The organism is Sulfurovum sp. UBA12169 (assembly GCA_002742845.1).
Taxonomy (GTDB): Bacteria; Campylobacterota; Campylobacteria; order Campylobacterales; family Sulfurovaceae; genus Sulfurovum.
This window is the reverse complement of the sequence record DLUH01000001.1, coordinates 613,976-633,091: the sequence shown is the minus strand read 5'-3', so window position 1 is coordinate 633,091 and position 19,116 is coordinate 613,976. Positions and strand designations below refer to the sequence as shown.

Genomic DNA, 19,116 nt, shown 5'->3' with positions numbered 1-19,116 from the left:
TAATAGTAATTGAAATGGGGTTCAAATTGGATGAGACAGTAAGCAAAAACAATCAAATGATGCGACGAGATCTTGAAGTGATATGGCATCCTTGTACGCAAATGAAAGATCATGAGACTTTGCCTCTTATTCCAATCAAATCAGGCAAAGGAATTTATCTCTATGATTTTGACGGGAATGCATACATAGATGCCATAAGCAGTTGGTGGGTCAATTTGTTTGGGCATGCCAATAAAATCATTAATGAAAAGATCAAAACACAGCTTGATACGCTTGAGCATGTCTTGCTGGCCGGTTTTACGCATGAGCCTGCAATCGAGTTGGCACATAAGCTCGTCGCCATAACACCCAATAAGCTGCAAAAGGTTTTTTATGTAGACAATGGTTCAAGCTCAGTGGAAGCGGCACTCAAGATGAGCTACCACTATCATCTCAATAAAGGCATCAGCAAATCTATGTTTTTGTCTTTAGCCAACAGTTATCATGGCGAAACCATAGGGGCCTTAAGCGTGGGAGATGTAGCGCTTTACAAGGAGACGTATCGGCCCTTGCTTTTGGCATGCCTGCAGGTGCCCGTGCCTAAAGACCAGCGTCAAGATTCAGCCCATGAGGCACTGGAAGTACTCGAAGAGGTATTGAGCACAAGAGGAGAGGAGATTTCAGCATTTATTCTTGAACCTCTTGTTCAGGGGGCGGGAGGGATGCATATGTATCATCCTGACTACCTCAGAGGCGCAAGAGAACTCACAGAAAAGTTTGGTGTGCATCTTATTGCAGATGAAATCATGACCGGCTTTGGGCGTACCGGGAAGATGTTTGCTTGCGAGCATGCAGGGATCTCTCCTGATTTTATGACACTCTCCAAAGGGCTTACCGGCGGTTATCTTCCTTTGTCTGTTGTGATGACAACCAATGACGTTTATCAGGCTTTTTATTGTGAGTACAATGAATACAAAGCGTTTTTGCATTCCCACAGCTATACAGGAAATCCTTTAGCCTGCACTGCTGCCTTGGCTACATTGGAGATTTTTGAATCCATGGATGTTTTGGGTGAAAATGAAAAGAAATCTGATCATATCAAAATGAAACTGGAAAAGTTTACAGAACTGACAAATGTCAAAAAAGTAAGACAGCAAGGTATGATCGCAGCAGTAGAGCTTCAGGGCTATGCCCCGCAAGAAAGGATAGGATTGCGTATTTATGAATACGGCTTGAAGCACGGGGTGCTTCTGCGGCCTTTGGGGCATGTAATCTATTTTATGCCGCCTTTTGTTATTTCCATAGACGAGATTGACAGGATGATGGAAGTAGCATATGAAGCGATTAAACAATTAATGATTGAAAGCCTCTCTTAAATTATAAACCAGATTGCAGCCCAAGCCTTCAATGACTAACGTTATGTGAATTCTGATCCCGAATCGAGTTGAGGACAAGAGGGTTGGGATCTACCGGTTTAATTGCACAAAGAGTTTAATTATATAACGAATGCATCATCTCTCTTTTTAAAAATTCCAAAAATTTTTTTCTTTTTCTTTTTCATTCTTTCATAATGTGATGCGGCTCTTTGAACACCTAAATCCATAGCTTCTTTATATAAAGACAATGCTTGTTCTTTGTCTTTCTCTTTGCCTATACCGTGTTCGTAGAATTGTGCCAAATCACACAGTGCTTCAGGGTAATCATCCATTGCTAACCGGTAGATATGGGTGATAGATTCGGAAATATTTTTTTTCAGCAATCCCCCCTTGTAGAGCTCTCTGGCTAGCATAAATTGCGCAAATTTTGATTCCGTTGCTCCTGCTAGCAACAGTAATTGTACTGCCTGGGTTTTGTCGGTGCTGCGCAGTTCTTTCACTTTTGTAAATAGTGCTTCTATGTCTTCATCACTATAGCCTTCGGTGCTAATATGCAATAGCCAATCTGAAACCGAAGAAAAATCTTCAAAATTTTCTTCGGTTGGAGGAAATTGAGTATACATATTGTGCAGCTTTTGTTCTATGTGGGGGATAGGTTTATATCCGGAATGTATTGTTTTTCTCGTAGATTTTAAAATTGACTGTTTTTGAAAATACTCTTCATCAGCTAATGTTTGTGCCTCTTCTTGAGAAATGCTGTTTTTTGCGGTTGTGGATTTATATGTATCAAAAAAATCATCTTTTGGTGTCTCGGGGGTATCGATTGTTTGATCGGTTTGTATATCAAAAAAATTATCATTGATGCCAAAAGAGACCGGATTGATATTGTCAGCTAAAACATCATTTGGATCAATTTGAAGCAAATCGTTAAAATCTGTATAGGTATTGTTTTTCTTTGAAGATTTAGTATCTGGATATAAAAAAGAATCAAAATCTATCTCTTTATTTGATTCTTTATGCTTTTCTTCGGTGATAAAGAGATCAAACTCTTCAATAAGAGCATATTCTTTTTCTCCCGGTATTTGCTCTTCTTCTTGAAAAGTTCTTTGGATGATCTCATCTGTGTATGTTTCAATATAGGTGGTAATGAGCGCTTGGGCTTGTGCATAATTTTCCGATTGAAGCGCTGTGAGAATTTCTTTTATTTTCTCATCTGTTCTAAGAAGACCCAGTTTGAGCACTTGAAGCTGGATGGTTTCAATATCTGTAATAGAAATAGCAAGCTTAATAATTTTTAGTCTTTTTTTTGTTTGGTTCATCCCCTACCTGCTTTCATGAATGGCGGTAACAAAAAGTATAACAAAACTAAGCTTTACAAAACTCTTTACAGATTTGCACTCAATGCCAACAGTCTGCAGGAATTTTCCAATATAGAGACTTTTTTCGCCATCTCTATAATGTCCCTATCATAAGAGATGAGTCCGAACCCTTTGACAAGAAGAAGATGGGTGTCATGCTTTTGAAAAAATCGGGGTATCTCATAAGGTGCACGCTCAAGCCAATCATCACTCTGTTTGGGATCGTAGACAACCACTTCCCCTAAAACTTTTTGACCAAAATAGTCAGCAGGCGAAACCTTTCCGTGCTTTAAAGAGTAAGCTGTTGCATAGGGAGGCATCGTATAACAAACATATTTGGCACTAGGGATAGCTTCATAAATATGTTCATGGATGGCAACATCATGATTGGCTTCGCTCCATCGGTAATCTTTTTTTTGACAATCAAGTGTAATCAGCGAGATTTCACTAATGCTGTCAAGCATAGCATCTTTTTTATTGATAAGAAAACCTGAAGACGAAAGTCTTGCGGAAATAGAACCATGGTAAACACTGAAGAAATTTTTGTTAAACATCGATAGTGAAACATGTTTAATCTGTTCAACCAGATATTCATTCATACCCATAAAAACCTTTTTCATCTAATTTAGGTATTATAACATCTTTAAAAAATAAAGAATTATAAAGCGAATGCTTTCTAAAAGGATTTTTTGTGCAAGCACCTCACATTCCTGTATTGCTTGAAGAGGTATTGGAGAGTTTTTCCGATGTGAGGGACGGATATTTTGTTGACTGTACCCTGGGGTATGCAGGCCATAGTTTCCATATGCTGTCTCGCTACCCCCATCTTAAACATATAGGGATAGACCGTGATGATGAAGCATTGGCATTTTCAAAGAAACGTCTTGAGTCTTATGCAAACAGAAGCACGCTTTATAAGGGAACATTTGCTGCTGTGCTCCCTACGCTTAAAGAAGAACCCATTGTTGCTTTGCTTGCAGATTTTGGCGTTTCTTCTTTGCAGCTGGATAAAAAAGAGAGAGGATTCAGTTTTGAAAGCAGTACTTTGGATATGCGCATGGATTCCGCAGCCTCTTTGTCGGCTTATGAGGTGGTCAATACGTATTCTCAGGAGAAATTGGAGTATATTTTTGATATCTATGGCGAAATTCGCTCTTTTAAAAAATTGGCAGCAGCTGTCATAGAGGCACGCTCAAAAACACCTATAAGCAGCGCAAAAGCATTGAGCGAAATCGCCAAGCAAGTGATACCTCCCGGAGGAAAAATCCACCCTGCAACGTTAATGTTTCAAGCGATACGCATAGAGGTCAACAATGAATTGGGAGAGATAGAAGGGCTTCTTGATGCCATAGAGGCGAAACACTATCCGCAAGAAGTGGTTTCACTTATTACATTCCATTCTCTTGAAGACCGTTTAGTGAAAGAGCGTTTTAAAAAATGGAGCACGGCGTGCATTTGTGATCCTCATGCGATACGATGTACCTGCGGCAAAAACCATGCCTTGGGAAAAGTGTTGACACGAAAGCCCATCACTGCAAGCAACAAGGAGCTTAAATCCAATCCCAGAAGCAGATCGGCAAAATTACGAAGTTTTAGGTTTAACTAGATGAAAAAAATAAAACGATCGCAACCTAACGGTATTACGCTTGGAATGATCAGTATCATTTTTATATCTGTAGCCATTGTTCTTATATTGACGATGATAAAGATTTATTTAAGTAACCAAATTTACTATGAGAGTAAAAAAGTTAACAGTATTCAAGGAGAGGTGGATGCGCTGAAGGCGGAAAAAGTTCTTTTGCAGCAAAATGTAGAAGCCCTTAAATTCAAAAACAGGGTGACAGATACTATCTTCGTTATTGATGAAGATGAAGACGGCAAATAAAAGATAAAAAGTTTTATGCGTTTGCCGCAGCCATCTCTTCATTTTCTTCAAGCAGGTATGACAGCTCTACGTCCTCGCCATGGGTTTTAAAAAGTTCGCAGATCTTTTCAAGCCGGATATCCGACCGGTCCAGGTAAGGGTTGGCATCGATAAACTGCCAAAAAGGCTCAGGATCTTTGCAGAGCGCTTTGAGGTAGTGCCTTGTGATGTCGCCCATTGATTCTTCGGTTTCTTTTAACAGTTTTTTTCTGTCGATTGCAAAAGGGGTTCTCATGCCATAGTAATCTACAGGCTCCCCTATTTGTTCGAAATTGACACCTTGTCTTTTAAGTATGCGATGCAAAGAAGGTTCCATGATTGCAAAAATAATAGCATATCGATAAAGAAAAAAATTTATTCTTGTGGTAATCATTAATCCTAAAGAAAGATAATTTCTTAATTTAAGTTCAGAAAAATCTTTATAGGAATCTAGTTGATTTGAAAGCGCCATTCTAGAAATTTCACAAATTGGTATATTGTTGACAAGATGATCAATTCCCTCTACGTGCCCATCTTTTTGCATGGGCATTGAAAGTATTTTTGAATCAGAGTTTATAAAAAAATTTCTCGCTGTTCCTACATATCTTCCTGTGCGGGTATGCTGCAAAAGAAATAAAAATGATTGCTTGTCGTCTTCACTAAAAAGATACCCTTTGCTTTCAAGAAGTTCGCGTGACATATTGTATTTGGGAGCAAATACTTCAGCTCTTACGGCTTTGACTGCTTGAAAGTCTTCTTGCGTGGTTGCAAGTTTAAGGGTGTACTCTTCTGTCAGGATCTTAAAAGCTTCGTTGTTTGTCATAGGGATATCTGTCTTTCTGTTGAATTTGATGCAGTAGTATAAAACGTACTTGATAAGAATATACTAAAAAATATGTATTTTATTTGAGTTGAGATATACTTAGGTTCAAATTTTATGAGAAATGGACAAGGGATGGGAAGTTTTTTAAAAGGAATGAACGTACTAAGGCGCGTATCGCTTTTATGCGTATTTTTGTGCATTGCCGCCAATGCGCAAAGTGTTGAGGGTATGATGCAGGAGTTTGACAAAAAAAATGCTTTAAGTCAAAAGACTATCGATGAGAACAAAGGGCATTTGGTGCTTTTTGGCAGAGAACAGCTTGAAGAGATGCGTGCCAAAACACTTAGAGATGTTTTCAAAACTACGCCGGTGATCTATTATCATGAGAACAGATTCGGCTTGCCCGATCCGCTTACCAGCGGTGCGTTTGAGCCTTACCGGAGCAATTTTATACGGCTCTACATCGACGGGGTGGAGATCACCCAGGGGTGGGCAGGAAGCGGACTGGTACTGTATGGGGATATCAATATCGATTTTGTCGATCATATCGAGTTTTACTATATGATTCCTTCTTTCGAAAGTTCTGTGGAGCCTGCCTATCTGACGATCTTTCTTTATTCCAAAGATCCCAAGCGTGACGGCGGAGGGCAACTGGGCCTAAGCGGAGGAAGCAGGGGGTATAATGCCCAAACGCTCAGCTATGCCAAGCAAGAGAAAGATTTTGCTCATATGATTAACTTTTCGCATACCAAAGAGAAGCGCGAAAAGATAGACAACGGCACCTCTCTTCCTTTGTCAAGGGACTATGAGACCACACAGCTTTTTTCATATGTCAAAACAGATGATCAAACCTTTCATCTTCAAGTGATGAAGAAAAATGCCGATTCTTTGGCCGGTCTTAGTTACGATGCGACGCCTGAGGCCAGCAAAATGGATTATTTGAATGTGCATATGGACTACGGGATCGATCTTGATGCGAATTGGCGCGCACAGTTTTCTTATGACTGGCTTGAGAAAGGGATCTATGCCAAAGATGATACTCCTTTGCTTTATCTGGGTCTTTTTTCGCCCGGCCTAACAGAGTTGGATGCCGAGGCAACGACAAGTGCTTATACGGGGGAGCTGACCTATCAAGAGACGATTGGGAAACACAGGATCGCTGCAGGCGTCAAAGGCAGGCTCAAACAGCTTGACCGTTTGAGTGCCCAGGGTAGGGGGGAGATATCTTTGGATTTTGACAGCGAAGCGATCGCTTCGCTTTTCTTGCAAGACCAGTATACCCTTGCAGAAAATCAGCTGCTGACGTTGGGGATCGAAGGGATTCATTTTGGCAGAAACGGCGGCGTAGAAGATGACAACCTAATGCAGTTTCGTTTAGGATATATCTACGGCAACGAACACTGGACATACAAGACCTATCTGTATCGGGTGATGTTTGCCCTGGATCCTTTAAGCAGATATTTGGGGTATGCAACTTCTGAGAGTGTGCCTGCGCAAAAGACGCTGGGGTTTACGCAGGAGCTTGCTTATACTGATGAAAAACAATATATCCGGTTGATGCTGCTTCTGATGAAAGACGAGGACGGACTGGTTCAAAACCCCGGAGCGTCAGGCGATACCAAGTATTTCTTTTCGGTATTCAATTATGACTATCGTTTTGATGCGAATAATAAACTGACTACGCAGGTCTACTACGCAGAATATAAAAATATTTTTGGACTTGATTTACTGGAGGATGTGAGCGGGTTTTTTACCTTTTTTAAACGGTATGAAGACTTGGATTTTTATAACGGTTTGGTGTGGCACCGCAACAGCCTTGACTGGGAAAATTATTGGGATTTGACCAGTTCGGTGACCTGGAATGTCAACGAAGATTTGACGCTGACGCTCAAAGGGGAAAATCTTTTGGACAAAGCCAAAGAGACCGATCTTTATAGATATGACCTCTCTAGCGGTTCGTTTTTAAGCCCTTTGTCTATCTCACCGATAGATCGCAGAATCATGCTGGAGCTGGAGTATATATTTTGAAAAGATTTTTCTTTTTCTTTTTACTGTTGTGCGGGCAATTATACGCTTTAGAGAGAGAAAGTACGCTCAAAATGTATGCTACCATCTTTGAGGCCCTTGGTCTAAAGGCTCCTATCTATCTTTATGTCGACGACAAAGAGTACAGAAGCGTATTTAGGCATTCGTCCGATATTGAGATGGTGAATACTTTTGAAAAATCCGATATCGTTTTGATCACAACCGAAGAGATGCTGGATCTGGCAAGAAGAAAAAAAGGTCAAATCCCTGAAGGTAAACCGCTTTTGTTTGCTACGGATTATCATTTTCTGAAATCATGCGAAAAAGCAGTGGGCGCGTTTTACTGGAGAAAAGGACGGTCTCAATTGTTATTTTTGAAAAAGAGATTAGATAAACACCATATTGTCGTGCCCAAACGTTATGATCAGTTTGTCATAGATGAGCTATGAAGCAGCCATACTTTAATCGAATTATTTTTGGCATCATAGGATTGCTTATCCTTTTTGCCTTGTATTTGCAGTATGCTATTGTTGAAAATACAGAAAAACTTAAAAAAGACGAGATCCAAAAATCAGAAAATTATGTCCAAAAAATAGCTCAGTACCTCCAAGCAAAAACAAACAACCATATCGAGTCGGCTCTCACAAGCAGTCCTAAGCTTAGAGGCCAGCTTAATGATGTGCTGCAGGCTTTTTTAAATGAAAAGTATCAGTATATCTTTGTGCTTAAAAAAGATAGCAAGGGGCACTACCGGTTCTTGCTGGATGGATCAAAAGAAGATGCGGTTGAATATAAAACTATTTTTTTTCCGCAAAGCAGTGTATTTGACCGGGTGTATGAGACGCAAAAAACAGGCATAGCCAAACAGCAGGAAGGTACCCAAAAAATTTGGCTTTCATTGCTTTATCCTATCGTTGAAGACGAGCAAACGCAAGCACTTTTGGTTGTCGATCTTTCAGAAGAATATGCCGATTATTTAAATAGTTTCAACTCTCCTTTGAAAATGCTTGTCGGCTTAATGGAAGTTTTTTTGATAGTGAGTATGATGCTGCTGGGATTGATGGCGTATCGTTACTATAAATTTCGTCAAAGCATTTTAAACGATATGTTAACGGGCGCACATACCAAACTTTATCTGGAAGAATTTTTTAACCGCAATAGACTGGATGAATACAATGCGATACTAATCGATATAGACGAATTTAAAGAGATCAATGAAAAATACGGTTATGATGCCGGAGATGCTATCATCAAAGAGTTTGTCCGGGCCGTATTGGCCGAACTTTCTTTAAAAGCAAAGCTCATAAGAACAGGGGGTACAGAATTTTTTATCGTTGTGCCAAAAAATGAGATCGAGATCGGGATAGTGACACAAAAGCTGTTTGAAATCCTGAAAGAAAAAAAATACCTTACGGGCAATAATATCGTTTCTTTGAGTATCTCCATGAGCGCCATGGTTATTCCGAAGGGCGCATCTTCTTTGCTGTCTATACAAAGGATACTGGATGAAAAGCTTCTTGAGGTGAAAAGCGGCGGGAAAAATAATTTTATCGTTTTAGATCTGCAAAGCATCGATGATCTAAGATACCGCGATATCAACTATATCAAAGAAGCACTGGAAGAAAAAAGAGTATGCTGTCTTTATCAGCCCATCGTTTGCACCCAAACAAAACAAATCATCAAATACGAGGCTTTGGTGCGATTGATCGACAAAGAAGATGACAAAAAACTGATCACGCCTCATCATTTCTTAAAAGTGATCAAAGGCACCACACAATACATCAAAATGAGCAAATTGGTGTTGGAGGAAGTTTTTAGCACTCTGCATACTTTTTCAGATATCCAAGTAAGCATCAATCTTGATCTTGACGATCTGTACAGCAGCGATATGATGAAGCTGATCACAAAACATCTCCATAAAAACAGGGAAGTGGCAAATCGATTGACGTTTGAGATTTTAGAATATCATGAAATACAAGATTATGACAAAGTCGCATTGATTTTCCAGCAATTAAAAACTTACGGTTCCAAAATTGCCATCGATGATTTTGGAAGCGGCTATGCAAACTATTATTATTTGATACATTTGGATATCGATATTATCAAAATAGACGGAAATCTTATATCTCAGCTTCATACTTCTTTCCGGCGCACTAAAATCGTGCTTCAGTCGATCCAAAAATTGGCTAAAGATTTTGAATACAAACTGGTTGCTGAATTTGTCTGCGATGAAATGATTTATGAGCAAATCAAAGAGTTGGAAATCGAATATGCACAAGGATATTATCTGGGTGAGCCTAAGCCAATCGAGGCGTATGAGAAATTCATTAAAGTTTGATATAATACTTTTCCTATAATGAGCAGAGTACAAAAAGTAATGGAGAGCAGATGAGACTATTTGATGATGAAGATGATTTTTTGGTAGGAACGCCTAGAAGCAATTTTTTTGGGATAGCAAGATCAGCCAATCAAAATATCGTAGAGATGGAACTTGAAAAGGTATTTCAGCGTTTGGCGGTGGCAGAAAAATTGCTGGAAGAAAAAGGGTTGGAAGAGGAGCATGAGATGCTTTTAAAAAGCATGATCATCGAACAAGAACTAGAAGACAGAACCAATAGCATCTTCATAGAGCTTGTAGGAAATATTGTGACACAGTGTGAATAGGATAAAAGTTGCTAAGTGCTGTTGAAAGAAAAATAGAACAATTTGTTGCTGACTTAAATGACAAGCATGTTTCTTCATTGTACATGAAGCTTCCTCAAGGAAAAAGGCTTCGCGCCAAACTTATTTTGAAAATTGCCGGTACCGGATTTTCCGTTGTGAAAACGGCTGCTGTGGTAGAAATGATACATGCGGCCAGTTTGTTGCATGATGATGTGATTGATGATGCCTATACTCGCCGCAACAAACCTTCCCTTAATGCTATTTATGGCAACAAAACAGCTATTATGCTGGGAGATATACTCTACTCTAAAGGTTTTTTTGAGCTAAACAATATCGGCGCTGACGTAGCGAAGCTTATCTCCAATGCAGTTACGCAATTAAGTCTGGGAGAGCTTAAAGATGTTTCTCTTTCCGTAGCGTTTAATGACAATAAAGAGAGTTATCTGGGGATGATTTACCAAAAAACGGCCTCCTTGATAGAAGCAAGTGCCGGTGCAGCTGCATTGTTGGCCGGAAAGCCTAAAGAAACGTATATGATCTACGGAAGAAATTTGGGGCTTGCGTTTCAAATGATTGATGATCTTTTGGATATCACCTCAGACAGTATAACGCTAGGCAAACCTGCATTGCATGATTTTGCCGAAGGGAAAACCACTTTGCCTTATATTTATCTTTATGAAGCTTTAGACGAACAATCAAAACAAAAACTTCGTTCATTGCACGGCAGGGTACTCAATCTTGAAGAGCAAACATGGATCTTGGAGCAGATGCAACAACACCTTATTGTTGAAAAATCCTATCAGGAAGCCAGAAAACTTATAGATGAAGCGATAGAGCTCATGGAACAGCAAGGCGAAAAAGCACTTTCAGGTATTGCCAAAGAGATGATAGAGAGGGATTTTTAACCATGTATTATCAAGTGATAAGTTTTTCTCACAAAAATTGTGATTTGGCCATGAGGGAGAAGTTGGCGTTTGCCAATAATGAAGAAAAAAAAATAATGCTCAATGCGTTAGTCGAATTTGATTTTATTCATGAAGCGTTTATCGTCTCAACATGCAACAGAGTAGAGATCGTGATGGCAACGCGTGATAATTTTTCAAGCTATCATACGGTACTGGGCCTAGTAAGTCAACACAGCACATTGAATTTTTATGACATTAAAGCAACGGCAAAACGCTATGATGATGAAGAGGCGATCGGGCATATTTTTTCTGTGGTTTCTTCGTTGGACTCTTTAGTTGTGGGTGAGTCTCAAATTACCGGCCAAGTAAAAGAGGCTTTCAGATTTTCCTATGAAAACGGCACGGCAGGACGCAAGCTTAACCGCGTAGTCTCTTATGCAATCAAATGTGCAGCTCAGGTACGGAATGAAACCAATATTTCCGAACACCCTATCTCCATTGCTTCGGTTGCGGTCTCCCAGGCACAGAAAATCCTAGGCGAAAACATGCTTGGCATGACCGCCGTCGTTGTGGGGACAGGAGAAATAGGCGTATTGGCTGCAAAGCATTTGCTTAGGGCGGGATGCGATGTGGTGCTTATGGGCAGAGATCTTGAAAAAGTGCAGCAGATTGCCCAGGGTCTGGGTGAAAATGTTAAAGCCGACACAAGCGACAAGCTGGATAAGTATCTCAATAGATACCGTTTGCTTTTTTCGGCTACCTCTTCATCGGAATATATTATTACCAAGGGAATGATAGAAAATGATATGCTTCCAAGACTTTGGTTTGATATGGCCATACCCCGAGATATCGAAGATATGGATATAGAAAAGCTTCGGTTGTTCCGTATCGATGATTTGCAGAGTATATCACAGGATAATCACGCTTTACGGGAAGAGCAGGCGGTAAGAGCATCGGAGATCGTAGAACGCTATAAAGATGAATTTTACGCATGGCTGCGTGCGCTTTCCGTGGAGCCGATTATTAAGCAAATGCGGGAACATGTATCAGCAGCCATAGAACGTGAAATGCAAAGAGCGATCAAAAAAGGATTTGTTCCGGCAGAATATGAAGAAAATATAAGAAAAATGGCGTATCAAATGTTTAACCGTTTCTTGCATGACCCTACCCAAAACCTCAGACACTCTTCTGCGCAGAAACAAAATGCAAATTGCCTTGAATCTGTCAAAGAAATGTTCAATATAAATACAGAACATATTGATTTTAAACAATATAAAGATGATCACCATACAAAAGGATACAGCGCGTGAGATTTTCAAGATTATTGATACCTACTACCAAAGAAACACCCAATGATGCAACATTGGCAAGCCACATTTATCTTGTAAGAGGCGGATTTATCCAATCGGTTGGAGGAAGCGGGCTTTACAATTTTTTGCCTTTGGGAAAAAAAGTACTGGATAAAGTACATAGCGTGGTCAAGGAAGAGCTTGATTGTGCAGGTTGTCAAGAGGTAAGTCTAAGCTTTGTGACTCCTGCATCGCTTTGGCAAGAGAGCGGACGTTTCGAAAAATACGGTAAAGAGCTGCTGCGTTTCAAAGACCGTAAAGAGAATGATTTTATTTTGGGTCCGACCCACGAAGAGATGATGGTAAATCTCGTCAGGCAAACGGTACAAAGCTATAAGCAGCTGCCGTTAAATCTGTATCAGATCAATCTAAAGTTTCGAGATGAGATCAGACCGCGTTTTGGTTTGATGCGCGGACGAGAGTTTTTAATGAAGGATGGATACAGTTTCCATGCTTCTACTGAAGATATGCAGCGTGAATTTGCATTGATGGAAGAGACTTATAAAAAAATATTTACACGTTTGGGACTTGAGTTTAGGGTAGTCGAGGCAGACAGCGGTGCCATAGGAGGAAGCGGAAGCAAAGAATTTATGGTGCTTGCTGAAAGCGGAGAGGATACCATTGTGGTTTGTGACGCTTGTGAGTATGGCGCCAATATAGAAGCGGCCGTACGTAAAGAAAAAAAATGTGAAGCCCAGGCGCCTGAGGCCAATTTTGCAAAATTTTATACTCCCGATGTAAAAACGATAGAAGCTCTGAGTGAGTATTTTAGGGTAGATCCCTATTATTTGGTAAAAACAGTAGCCAAACGTGCACTTTATGATGAAGGCAGAAGCGAAGTTGTTCTTTTTGCCTTAAGAGGTTCGGACGAACTTCAGGAAGTTAAAGCGTGCAATGCGGTTGATGCTAATGATCTGGCAGAAATCAGTGAAGAAGAATTGGCTCAAACGGGTTTAATTGCAGGCTTTATGGGTCCAACTGCAACACAGGAAGGGGTAAGAGTTGTTTTGGATAATACACTTAAAAATGCCTCTTCTCTCATTTGCGGAGCCAACGAAAAAGATTATCATTTAGTGGGTGTAAACCTTGCAGGTATTGAGGCAGAATATTTTGATCTTGCTGCTGTGCAAGAGGGAGATTTGTGCAGTTGTTGCGGTAAACCATTACGATACACCAAAGGGATAGAGGCAGGACACATTTTTCAGCTTGGTACACGTTACAGTGAACCGTTAGGGGCTACTTTTTTGGACGAAAACGGCAAAGCGCAGCCGATGGTGATGGGAACCTATGGGATAGGTGTGAGTCGTTTGCTTGCAGCCATTATCGAGCAGCATCATGATGACAAAGGATGTATCTGGACTAAAGAGTCTGCGCCGTTTGATCTTCAGATCATCGTTTCTAACGTTAAAGACGAAGAGCAAAGAATGTTGGGAGAAGAACTTTATGAAAAATTAAAAACACAAGGCAAAGATGTGCTGCTTGATGATAGAAAAGAGCGATTTGGTTTCAAAATGAAAGATTATGAACTTCTAGGGATACCCTATGCCATAATCATAGGAAAGAAATTGCAAGACGGTCTTGTGGAGTTTGTTTGCAGGGAAGGGTTGCATACAGAAGATGTTTTGATTGATGCTGTTATAGATGTTGTAAATCAAAAGGTTTAGCTGTGATTATTATTCTCATACCGCTTTTGCTTTTGGAGCTTTATCTTTCGCTTAAAGTGGGCGAAAAGATAGGGTTTGTATGGAGTGCTGTATGGATTTTAGTAAGTATGGGCGCGGGAATAAGACTGCTTCAGTCTACACCGTTTGCCATGATGAACAATCTTAGTTCTGTAGCAAAAGGCAAGTTGAGTATGAAAAGTTTTCATGATGCGGCTACGGCCTATTTTGTGGGGGCCATACTGCTTATTATACCTGGAGTTTTGAGTGATTTTATGGGTATGGTCTGTTTGGGCTATACACTCTATTTGAAATTTATTGCTAAAATAACACCCGAACAAAAACCATATGATGCAAATCATGTTTATAAAGGAGAGAAAGATGTCATTGATGTTGAAATTATTGATGAGTATAGCAGTCGCGACGATCGCAATTAGCGCAAATACACAACCGGATAATAAATTATTGTTAAAATATGTTAAAAAAAATATTGTAAAAAATCCCCAGGTTGAAGCAAAAGGGGTGCGAGTTGTTGAGAGTAAAACCGTTGAGGCTCTTCCCGGGTGGACAGTGCTTTTTACCACTATGGATTTGGTTTATCAGGGAAAAGAGATTCATGCGCCTGAAACAATGTTTGTTAAGGATGGGCTTGTTACCGGACATTTAGTTGATTTGAAAACAGGCAATGATTATCGTGACGAGATAAAGCCGACAGTTCCAGCGGGTATGTATAATGACGCACATCTTCTTTTTGGAAACAAAGATGCCAAGCATAAGATCCTTATCTTTTCGGATCCGCTATGCCCTTTCTGCCAAGAGGCGGTACCTGAAATATTTACCATAGCACAAGAGTATCCCGAAATAATGGCAGTTTACTATTATCATCTTCCTCTTTTAAGCCTTCATCCGGTTTCGGGTATTTTGACGCGCATAATGCATGTGGCGCAAGAAGCAGGCAAAAGGGATGTGGTTGCAAAAATGTATTCGCTTCAGATAGACCCAAGAGAAAACAACGTAACCAAAGTGCTTGAAATGGTCAAAAAACAGACAGGCTATGAAGTGACAGAAGCACAAATCAATCAACCCAAAGTGAAAGAAGCCTTAGAGTCTGATGAAGAAAATGCGGCTAGAATGATGGTTACAGGTACACCAACTGTTTATATTGACGGTGAATGGGATAAAACAAGAGATGGATATAAAAAATTTATAAAGTAGTCAAATGGAAAAATTAATTATAGCAACCAGGGCAAGTGATCTTGCATTATGGCAGGCATATCATATCAAAGAAAGAATAGAAAATACGTTTCCCCATGTGAAAGTAGAACTCAATAAGATCACTTCACAGGGAGACAAAATCTTGGATAAGCCATTGGCACTGATTGGAGGAAAAGGACATTTCACCAAAGAGCTTGAGGATGAAATGCTTGCAGGAAAAGCAGACCTTGCCGTACATTCGCTCAAAGATGTTCCCACCTATATTCCTGAGGGTTTGGAGCTTGTGGCTATTACGCAGCGTCAAGATCAGAGCGATGTTTTTTTGTCACATCGTTATGATAGTCTAAAAGAACTTCCGAAGGGTGCCATTGTAGGCACCACAAGCTTAAGAAGACGTATGCAGCTTTTGCAAAAACGTCCGGATCTAAAAGTAAAAGATTTGCGAGGTAATGTTAATACAAGATTAAGAAAACTCAAAGAGGGTCAATATGACGCTATTATACTTGCTTATATAGGACTTCATAGACTTGATCTGCTTAAAGATATTCCTTATGTTCAAAAATTGGATTTTATGATACCCCCTATGGGGCAGGCAGCCCTAGGCATAGAAATTATAAGTTCCAACGAGAACGTGCGCCAGATCGCTATGACGCTCAATGATGAAAAAAGTTTTCTTTGCACCAAATTAGAAAGAGACTTTGTCTCCAAGATAGGCGCGGGATGTTCTGCTCCTGTGGCAGTAAATGCAGTGATAGAGGGGGATACCATGACAATAAGGTCTATGCTTGGTTATCCCGATGGTACACATATCATGCAAGAAGAGCTTTCCGCACCGCTTTTGGCATGCGATAGCTTAGGAGATCATCTTGCAGAGCGGATGATTGCAAATGGTGCCCTGGAAATACTTTCAAAAGCTGAAGAGATTGCCTTTAAGGAAGAGATGCCCCAAAGGCTTTAATCTTTTTGGTGTTCCAAACAATCAAAGACCATCGCGATAAAGTTACAAGGTGATGCAAGGCAGTAATTTTAGGCAAATAAAAAATAATAGAGTCAGGTGTATTTTTATTTTTCAAACTACTGCTTGTAAAGTTGTTTTACGATGTTCTAATCATTATATCTCTTCCGTAAAAACTAATTCGCTTTTGCTATAATCATGTAAGTGAAACCCCTGATTAAATCACAAAATAGAGTGCGGATCAAGAACTGTGATGATGAAAAATCTGTTATTTTGATCCTGAATCAAGTTCGGGAGGACAGATTTAGGATCCAATACGTATTGGAGGGTTCAATTAGTAGAAATTTTATTTCTTAAAAGTAAAGGATGACGCAGATGACGGATGTGGTGAAATGGTTGAAGGAAAATGGCAATTTAAAGATTATCGAAGAACCGCTGGATGTGGAACTTGAAATACCTCATGTGGCGTATATTGAGGTTAAAAAAGAGGATTCTAGGCCGTTGCTGTTTACCAAGCCTGTCAATAAAAACAAGGGTATCGAATATGATATCCCTGTTTTAATGAATATTTTTGCCAACAAGGAGATTACACAAAAAATCTTTGGCAAGCATCCTGATCAGATCGCTTTGGGGATCGATGAACTCATGAAACTGAAACCGCCTAGGGGCATTAGGGCAAAATTGGCGATGATTCCAAAGCTTTTTGCACTGAGAAATGTATTTCCAAAACGTTTAAGAGGCAAAGGGGAATGCCAGGAGATTGTGTATAGTAAAGAAGAGGTGGATTTGGATAAATTGCCTATTTTGAAAACCTGGGAAGAGGATGGCGGACCTTTTATAACTATGGGACAGGTTTACACGCAGAGCATTGATGGAAAAACGCAAAATCTTGGCATGTATCGTTTGCAGCAGTATGATAAAAAAAGACTCGGTATGCATTGGCAGATCCACAAAGATGCATCTCATTTTTTTGACCAGTATCAAAATGAAGGTAAAAAAATGCCCGTAACAGTTGCGATCGGAGGTGATCCGCTTTATATCTGGTGCGGACAGGCTCCCATGCCCTATGGCATGTTCGAACTTTTACTTTATGGTTTTGTGCGAGGCAAAAATGCAAAGACGGTCAAGTCACTTACAAACGATATCTATATCCCTCGCGATGTGGATGTAGTGATTGAGGGATTTGTTGATCCTGTCAAGATGAAGATTGAAGGGCCGTTTGGCGATCATACCGGATATTATACGCTTAGAGAACCTTTTCCTGTTATGGAAGTAGATACCGTTACTATGAAGAAAAACCCTGTTTTCCAAGCAACAGTGGTAGGCAAGCCTCCTTTGGAGGATAAATATATGGGATGGGCTACAGAGCGTATCTTTCTTCCGATGCTTAAACCTATGGCGCCCGATCTTATAGACTACAATATGCCCGAAAATGGAGTTTTTCATAATCTTATCCTTGCAAAGATGAAGACTCTCTACAAGGGTCATGCACAGCAATTTATGCATGCGTTTTGGGGAGTAGGGCAGATGAGTTTTGTAAAACATGCTGTTTTTGTGGGAGAAAAAGCACCAGATTTGGAAGAAAGCGAAAAACTTATCGAACACATACTTAACAGACTAGATAAGAGTAAGATTCTTATCACCCAGGGGGTTGTAGATCACCTTGATCATTCTTCGCCAGAACAGTTTGTGGGCGGTAAGCTGGGGATAGATGCCACTGCAGATGAGATAGACGAAGGAATAGAGCACCCCCTGGATGACAGCCGGCTTCTAGAGAGGATGCAAAAAATAGATGAAACCATCTGTGAAGTCAAACAGTACATGATACATACAAAAACGCCGGTATGCTTTATCTCGGTAACAAAAAAAGAATCTCAAAAATATGTGATCTCAAAATTGCATGAGCTTAAGGCGCATATTAAACTTTTAGTAATTGTGGATAAGGAAAACAATGCTTTGGATAATCCTTACATGCTTATTTGGAGGGTTGCCAACAACATAGATGCACAAAGAGATATCGTGCTTGAGCCTTTTATTGCCATAGACGGAACAAATAAAGACAAGCATGACCGCCATGAAAGAGAGTGGCCGGGCGATACTTTTTGTACCAAAGAAGTTTTAGACAGGCTGCAGAAAAAAAGGGTGATTGATATCGATGAGGCATTTATTAAAAAATTTGGATTATTGCCATTTTATGAATAACCCATTTCAATTTTGTTTAAAGATAGTGTGATAAAATATATTTGTTAATAAAAATTATCATTAAGGAAAATAGTATGTTAGTTACAAAAAAAGCTCCGGATTTTACAGCAACAGCTGTACTTGCAGATGGATCAATTGTAGAAGATTTTAATCTTATGAATAATCTTGGTGAAAAAGGTGCGGTTCTTTTTTTCTATCCGTTGGATTTTACTTTTGTGTGTCCTTCGGAAATTATTGCATTTTCTCACCGAATTGAAGAATTCAAAAGCAGGGACATCAACGTAATCGGTGTTTCTGTGGATAGCCAGTTTTCTCACTTTGCATGGAGAGAGACTCCTGTAGAAAAAGGAGGTATCGGAAGGGTAAAATTCCCACTTGTTGCCGATCTTAGCAAGCAAATTTCAAGAGATTATGATGTACTCTTTGGTGAGTCTGTTGCGTTGAGAGGCTCATTTCTTATTGATGCTGACGGTACGGTCAGACATGCGGTAATCAATGATCTTCCTCTTGGCAGAAATATTGATGAAATGATCAGAATGGCAGATGCAATGATCTTTACAAATGAACACGGTGAAGTATGTCCGGCCGGTTGGGCCAAAGGAGAAGAGGGTATGAAAGCAAGTACCCAAGGGGTTGCAGAGTACTTAGAGAAACACGCAGAAGAACTATAATTTTTAGATCTGTTTCCAAAAATAAACAAA

The 19,116-nt window shown here is 39.9% G+C and carries 18 protein-coding genes; 15 read left to right on the top strand and 3 right to left on the bottom strand.

Features of this window, described 5'->3' with window-relative positions:
- The first annotated feature begins 14 nt into the window (after nucleotides 1-14).
- Nucleotides 15-1,355 carry an adenosylmethionine--8-amino-7-oxononanoate transaminase gene (locus tag CFH81_03300; GenBank protein ID DAB41333.1) on the top strand — a complete coding sequence of 447 codons (1,341 nt, stop codon included), beginning with the start codon at nucleotides 15-17 and terminating at the stop codon, nucleotides 1,353-1,355.
- A gap of 119 nt (nucleotides 1,356-1,474) precedes the next feature.
- Here the strand turns inward: CFH81_03300 and CFH81_03295 are convergent, their stop codons facing one another.
- Complete coding sequence (locus CFH81_03295; protein ID DAB41332.1) at nucleotides 1,475-2,674, bottom strand: hypothetical protein; 1,200 nt, start codon at nucleotides 2,672-2,674, stop codon at nucleotides 1,475-1,477.
- 65 nt (nucleotides 2,675-2,739) lie between these two features.
- Nucleotides 2,740-3,312, bottom strand: coding sequence for a hypothetical protein (locus CFH81_03290; GenBank protein ID DAB41432.1), 573 nt, complete (start codon nucleotides 3,310-3,312; stop codon nucleotides 2,740-2,742).
- Between the two features lie 92 nt (nucleotides 3,313-3,404).
- Here CFH81_03290 and CFH81_03285 point away from each other — a divergent pair, with 92 nt between their 5' ends.
- Both CFH81_03285 and CFH81_03280 read left to right on the top strand, forming a co-directional pair.
- Nucleotides 3,405-4,319, top strand: coding sequence for a 16S rRNA (cytosine(1402)-N(4))-methyltransferase (locus CFH81_03285; protein DAB41331.1), 915 nt, complete (start codon nucleotides 3,405-3,407; stop codon nucleotides 4,317-4,319).
- Nucleotides 4,320-4,598: a hypothetical protein gene (locus CFH81_03280; GenBank protein DAB41330.1), complete on the top strand. Its 279-nt coding sequence runs from the start codon at nucleotides 4,320-4,322 to the stop codon at nucleotides 4,596-4,598.
- A gap of 13 nt (nucleotides 4,599-4,611) precedes the next feature.
- Here CFH81_03280 and CFH81_03275 read toward each other — a convergent pair whose 3' ends face one another.
- Nucleotides 4,612-5,439 carry a hypothetical protein gene (locus tag CFH81_03275; GenBank protein DAB41329.1) on the bottom strand — a complete coding sequence of 276 codons (828 nt, stop codon included), beginning with the start codon at nucleotides 5,437-5,439 and terminating at the stop codon, nucleotides 4,612-4,614.
- A 132-nt stretch (nucleotides 5,440-5,571) separates the two neighbouring features.
- Here CFH81_03275 and CFH81_03270 point away from each other — a divergent pair, with 132 nt between their 5' ends.
- The 12 genes from CFH81_03270 to CFH81_03215 all read left to right on the top strand — a co-directional run bounded on the left by CFH81_03270 (nucleotide 5,572) and on the right by CFH81_03215 (nucleotide 19,086).
- Nucleotides 5,572-7,467 carry a hypothetical protein gene (locus CFH81_03270; protein DAB41328.1) on the top strand — a complete coding sequence of 632 codons (1,896 nt, stop codon included), beginning with the start codon at nucleotides 5,572-5,574 and terminating at the stop codon, nucleotides 7,465-7,467.
- Complete coding sequence (locus tag CFH81_03265; GenBank protein ID DAB41327.1) at nucleotides 7,464-7,913, top strand: hypothetical protein; 450 nt, start codon at nucleotides 7,464-7,466, stop codon at nucleotides 7,911-7,913. Before CFH81_03270 ends, CFH81_03265 begins: the two co-directional genes overlap by 4 nt.
- Nucleotides 7,910-9,802: a hypothetical protein gene (locus CFH81_03260; protein ID DAB41326.1), complete on the top strand. Its 1,893-nt coding sequence runs from the start codon at nucleotides 7,910-7,912 to the stop codon at nucleotides 9,800-9,802. Before CFH81_03265 ends, CFH81_03260 begins: the two co-directional genes overlap by 4 nt.
- A 50-nt stretch (nucleotides 9,803-9,852) precedes the next feature.
- A complete protein-coding gene (locus tag CFH81_03255; protein DAB41325.1) occupies nucleotides 9,853-10,128 on the top strand; it encodes a hypothetical protein in 276 nt (91 codons plus the stop codon).
- Nucleotides 10,129-10,136: 8 nt separating this feature from the next.
- Entirely contained in the window at nucleotides 10,137-11,033 is an 897-nt protein-coding gene (locus CFH81_03250; GenBank protein DAB41324.1) for an octaprenyl-diphosphate synthase, read from the top strand.
- Nucleotides 11,034-11,035: 2 nt separating this feature from the next.
- Nucleotides 11,036-12,343, top strand: a complete 1,308-nt coding sequence (locus CFH81_03245; protein ID DAB41323.1) for a glutamyl-tRNA reductase — start codon at nucleotides 11,036-11,038, stop codon at nucleotides 12,341-12,343.
- Nucleotides 12,340-14,046 (top strand): proline--tRNA ligase, encoded by a 1,707-nt coding sequence (locus tag CFH81_03240; protein DAB41322.1) that lies wholly within the window; start codon nucleotides 12,340-12,342, stop codon nucleotides 14,044-14,046. The genes CFH81_03245 and CFH81_03240 overlap by 4 nt, the downstream gene beginning before the upstream one ends.
- 2 nt (nucleotides 14,047-14,048) lie before the next feature.
- Nucleotides 14,049-14,480 carry a hypothetical protein gene (locus CFH81_03235; GenBank protein DAB41321.1) on the top strand — a complete coding sequence of 144 codons (432 nt, stop codon included), beginning with the start codon at nucleotides 14,049-14,051 and terminating at the stop codon, nucleotides 14,478-14,480.
- The gene (locus tag CFH81_03230; GenBank protein ID DAB41320.1) at nucleotides 14,425-15,258 is read left to right on the top strand and encodes a hypothetical protein; all 834 of its coding nucleotides are present in this window, start codon (nucleotides 14,425-14,427) and stop codon (nucleotides 15,256-15,258) included. The genes CFH81_03235 and CFH81_03230 overlap by 56 nt, the downstream gene beginning before the upstream one ends.
- A 4-nt stretch (nucleotides 15,259-15,262) precedes the next feature.
- Nucleotides 15,263-16,216 (top strand): hydroxymethylbilane synthase, encoded by a 954-nt coding sequence (locus CFH81_03225; protein ID DAB41319.1) that lies wholly within the window; start codon nucleotides 15,263-15,265, stop codon nucleotides 16,214-16,216.
- 372 nt (nucleotides 16,217-16,588) lie between these two features.
- Complete coding sequence (locus CFH81_03220; GenBank protein ID DAB41318.1) at nucleotides 16,589-18,415, top strand: menaquinone biosynthesis decarboxylase; 1,827 nt, start codon at nucleotides 16,589-16,591, stop codon at nucleotides 18,413-18,415.
- Nucleotides 18,416-18,489: 74 nt separating this feature from the next.
- Nucleotides 18,490-19,086 carry a peroxidase gene (locus CFH81_03215; GenBank protein ID DAB41317.1) on the top strand — a complete coding sequence of 199 codons (597 nt, stop codon included), beginning with the start codon at nucleotides 18,490-18,492 and terminating at the stop codon, nucleotides 19,084-19,086.
- Nucleotides 19,087-19,116 lie beyond the last annotated feature (30 nt).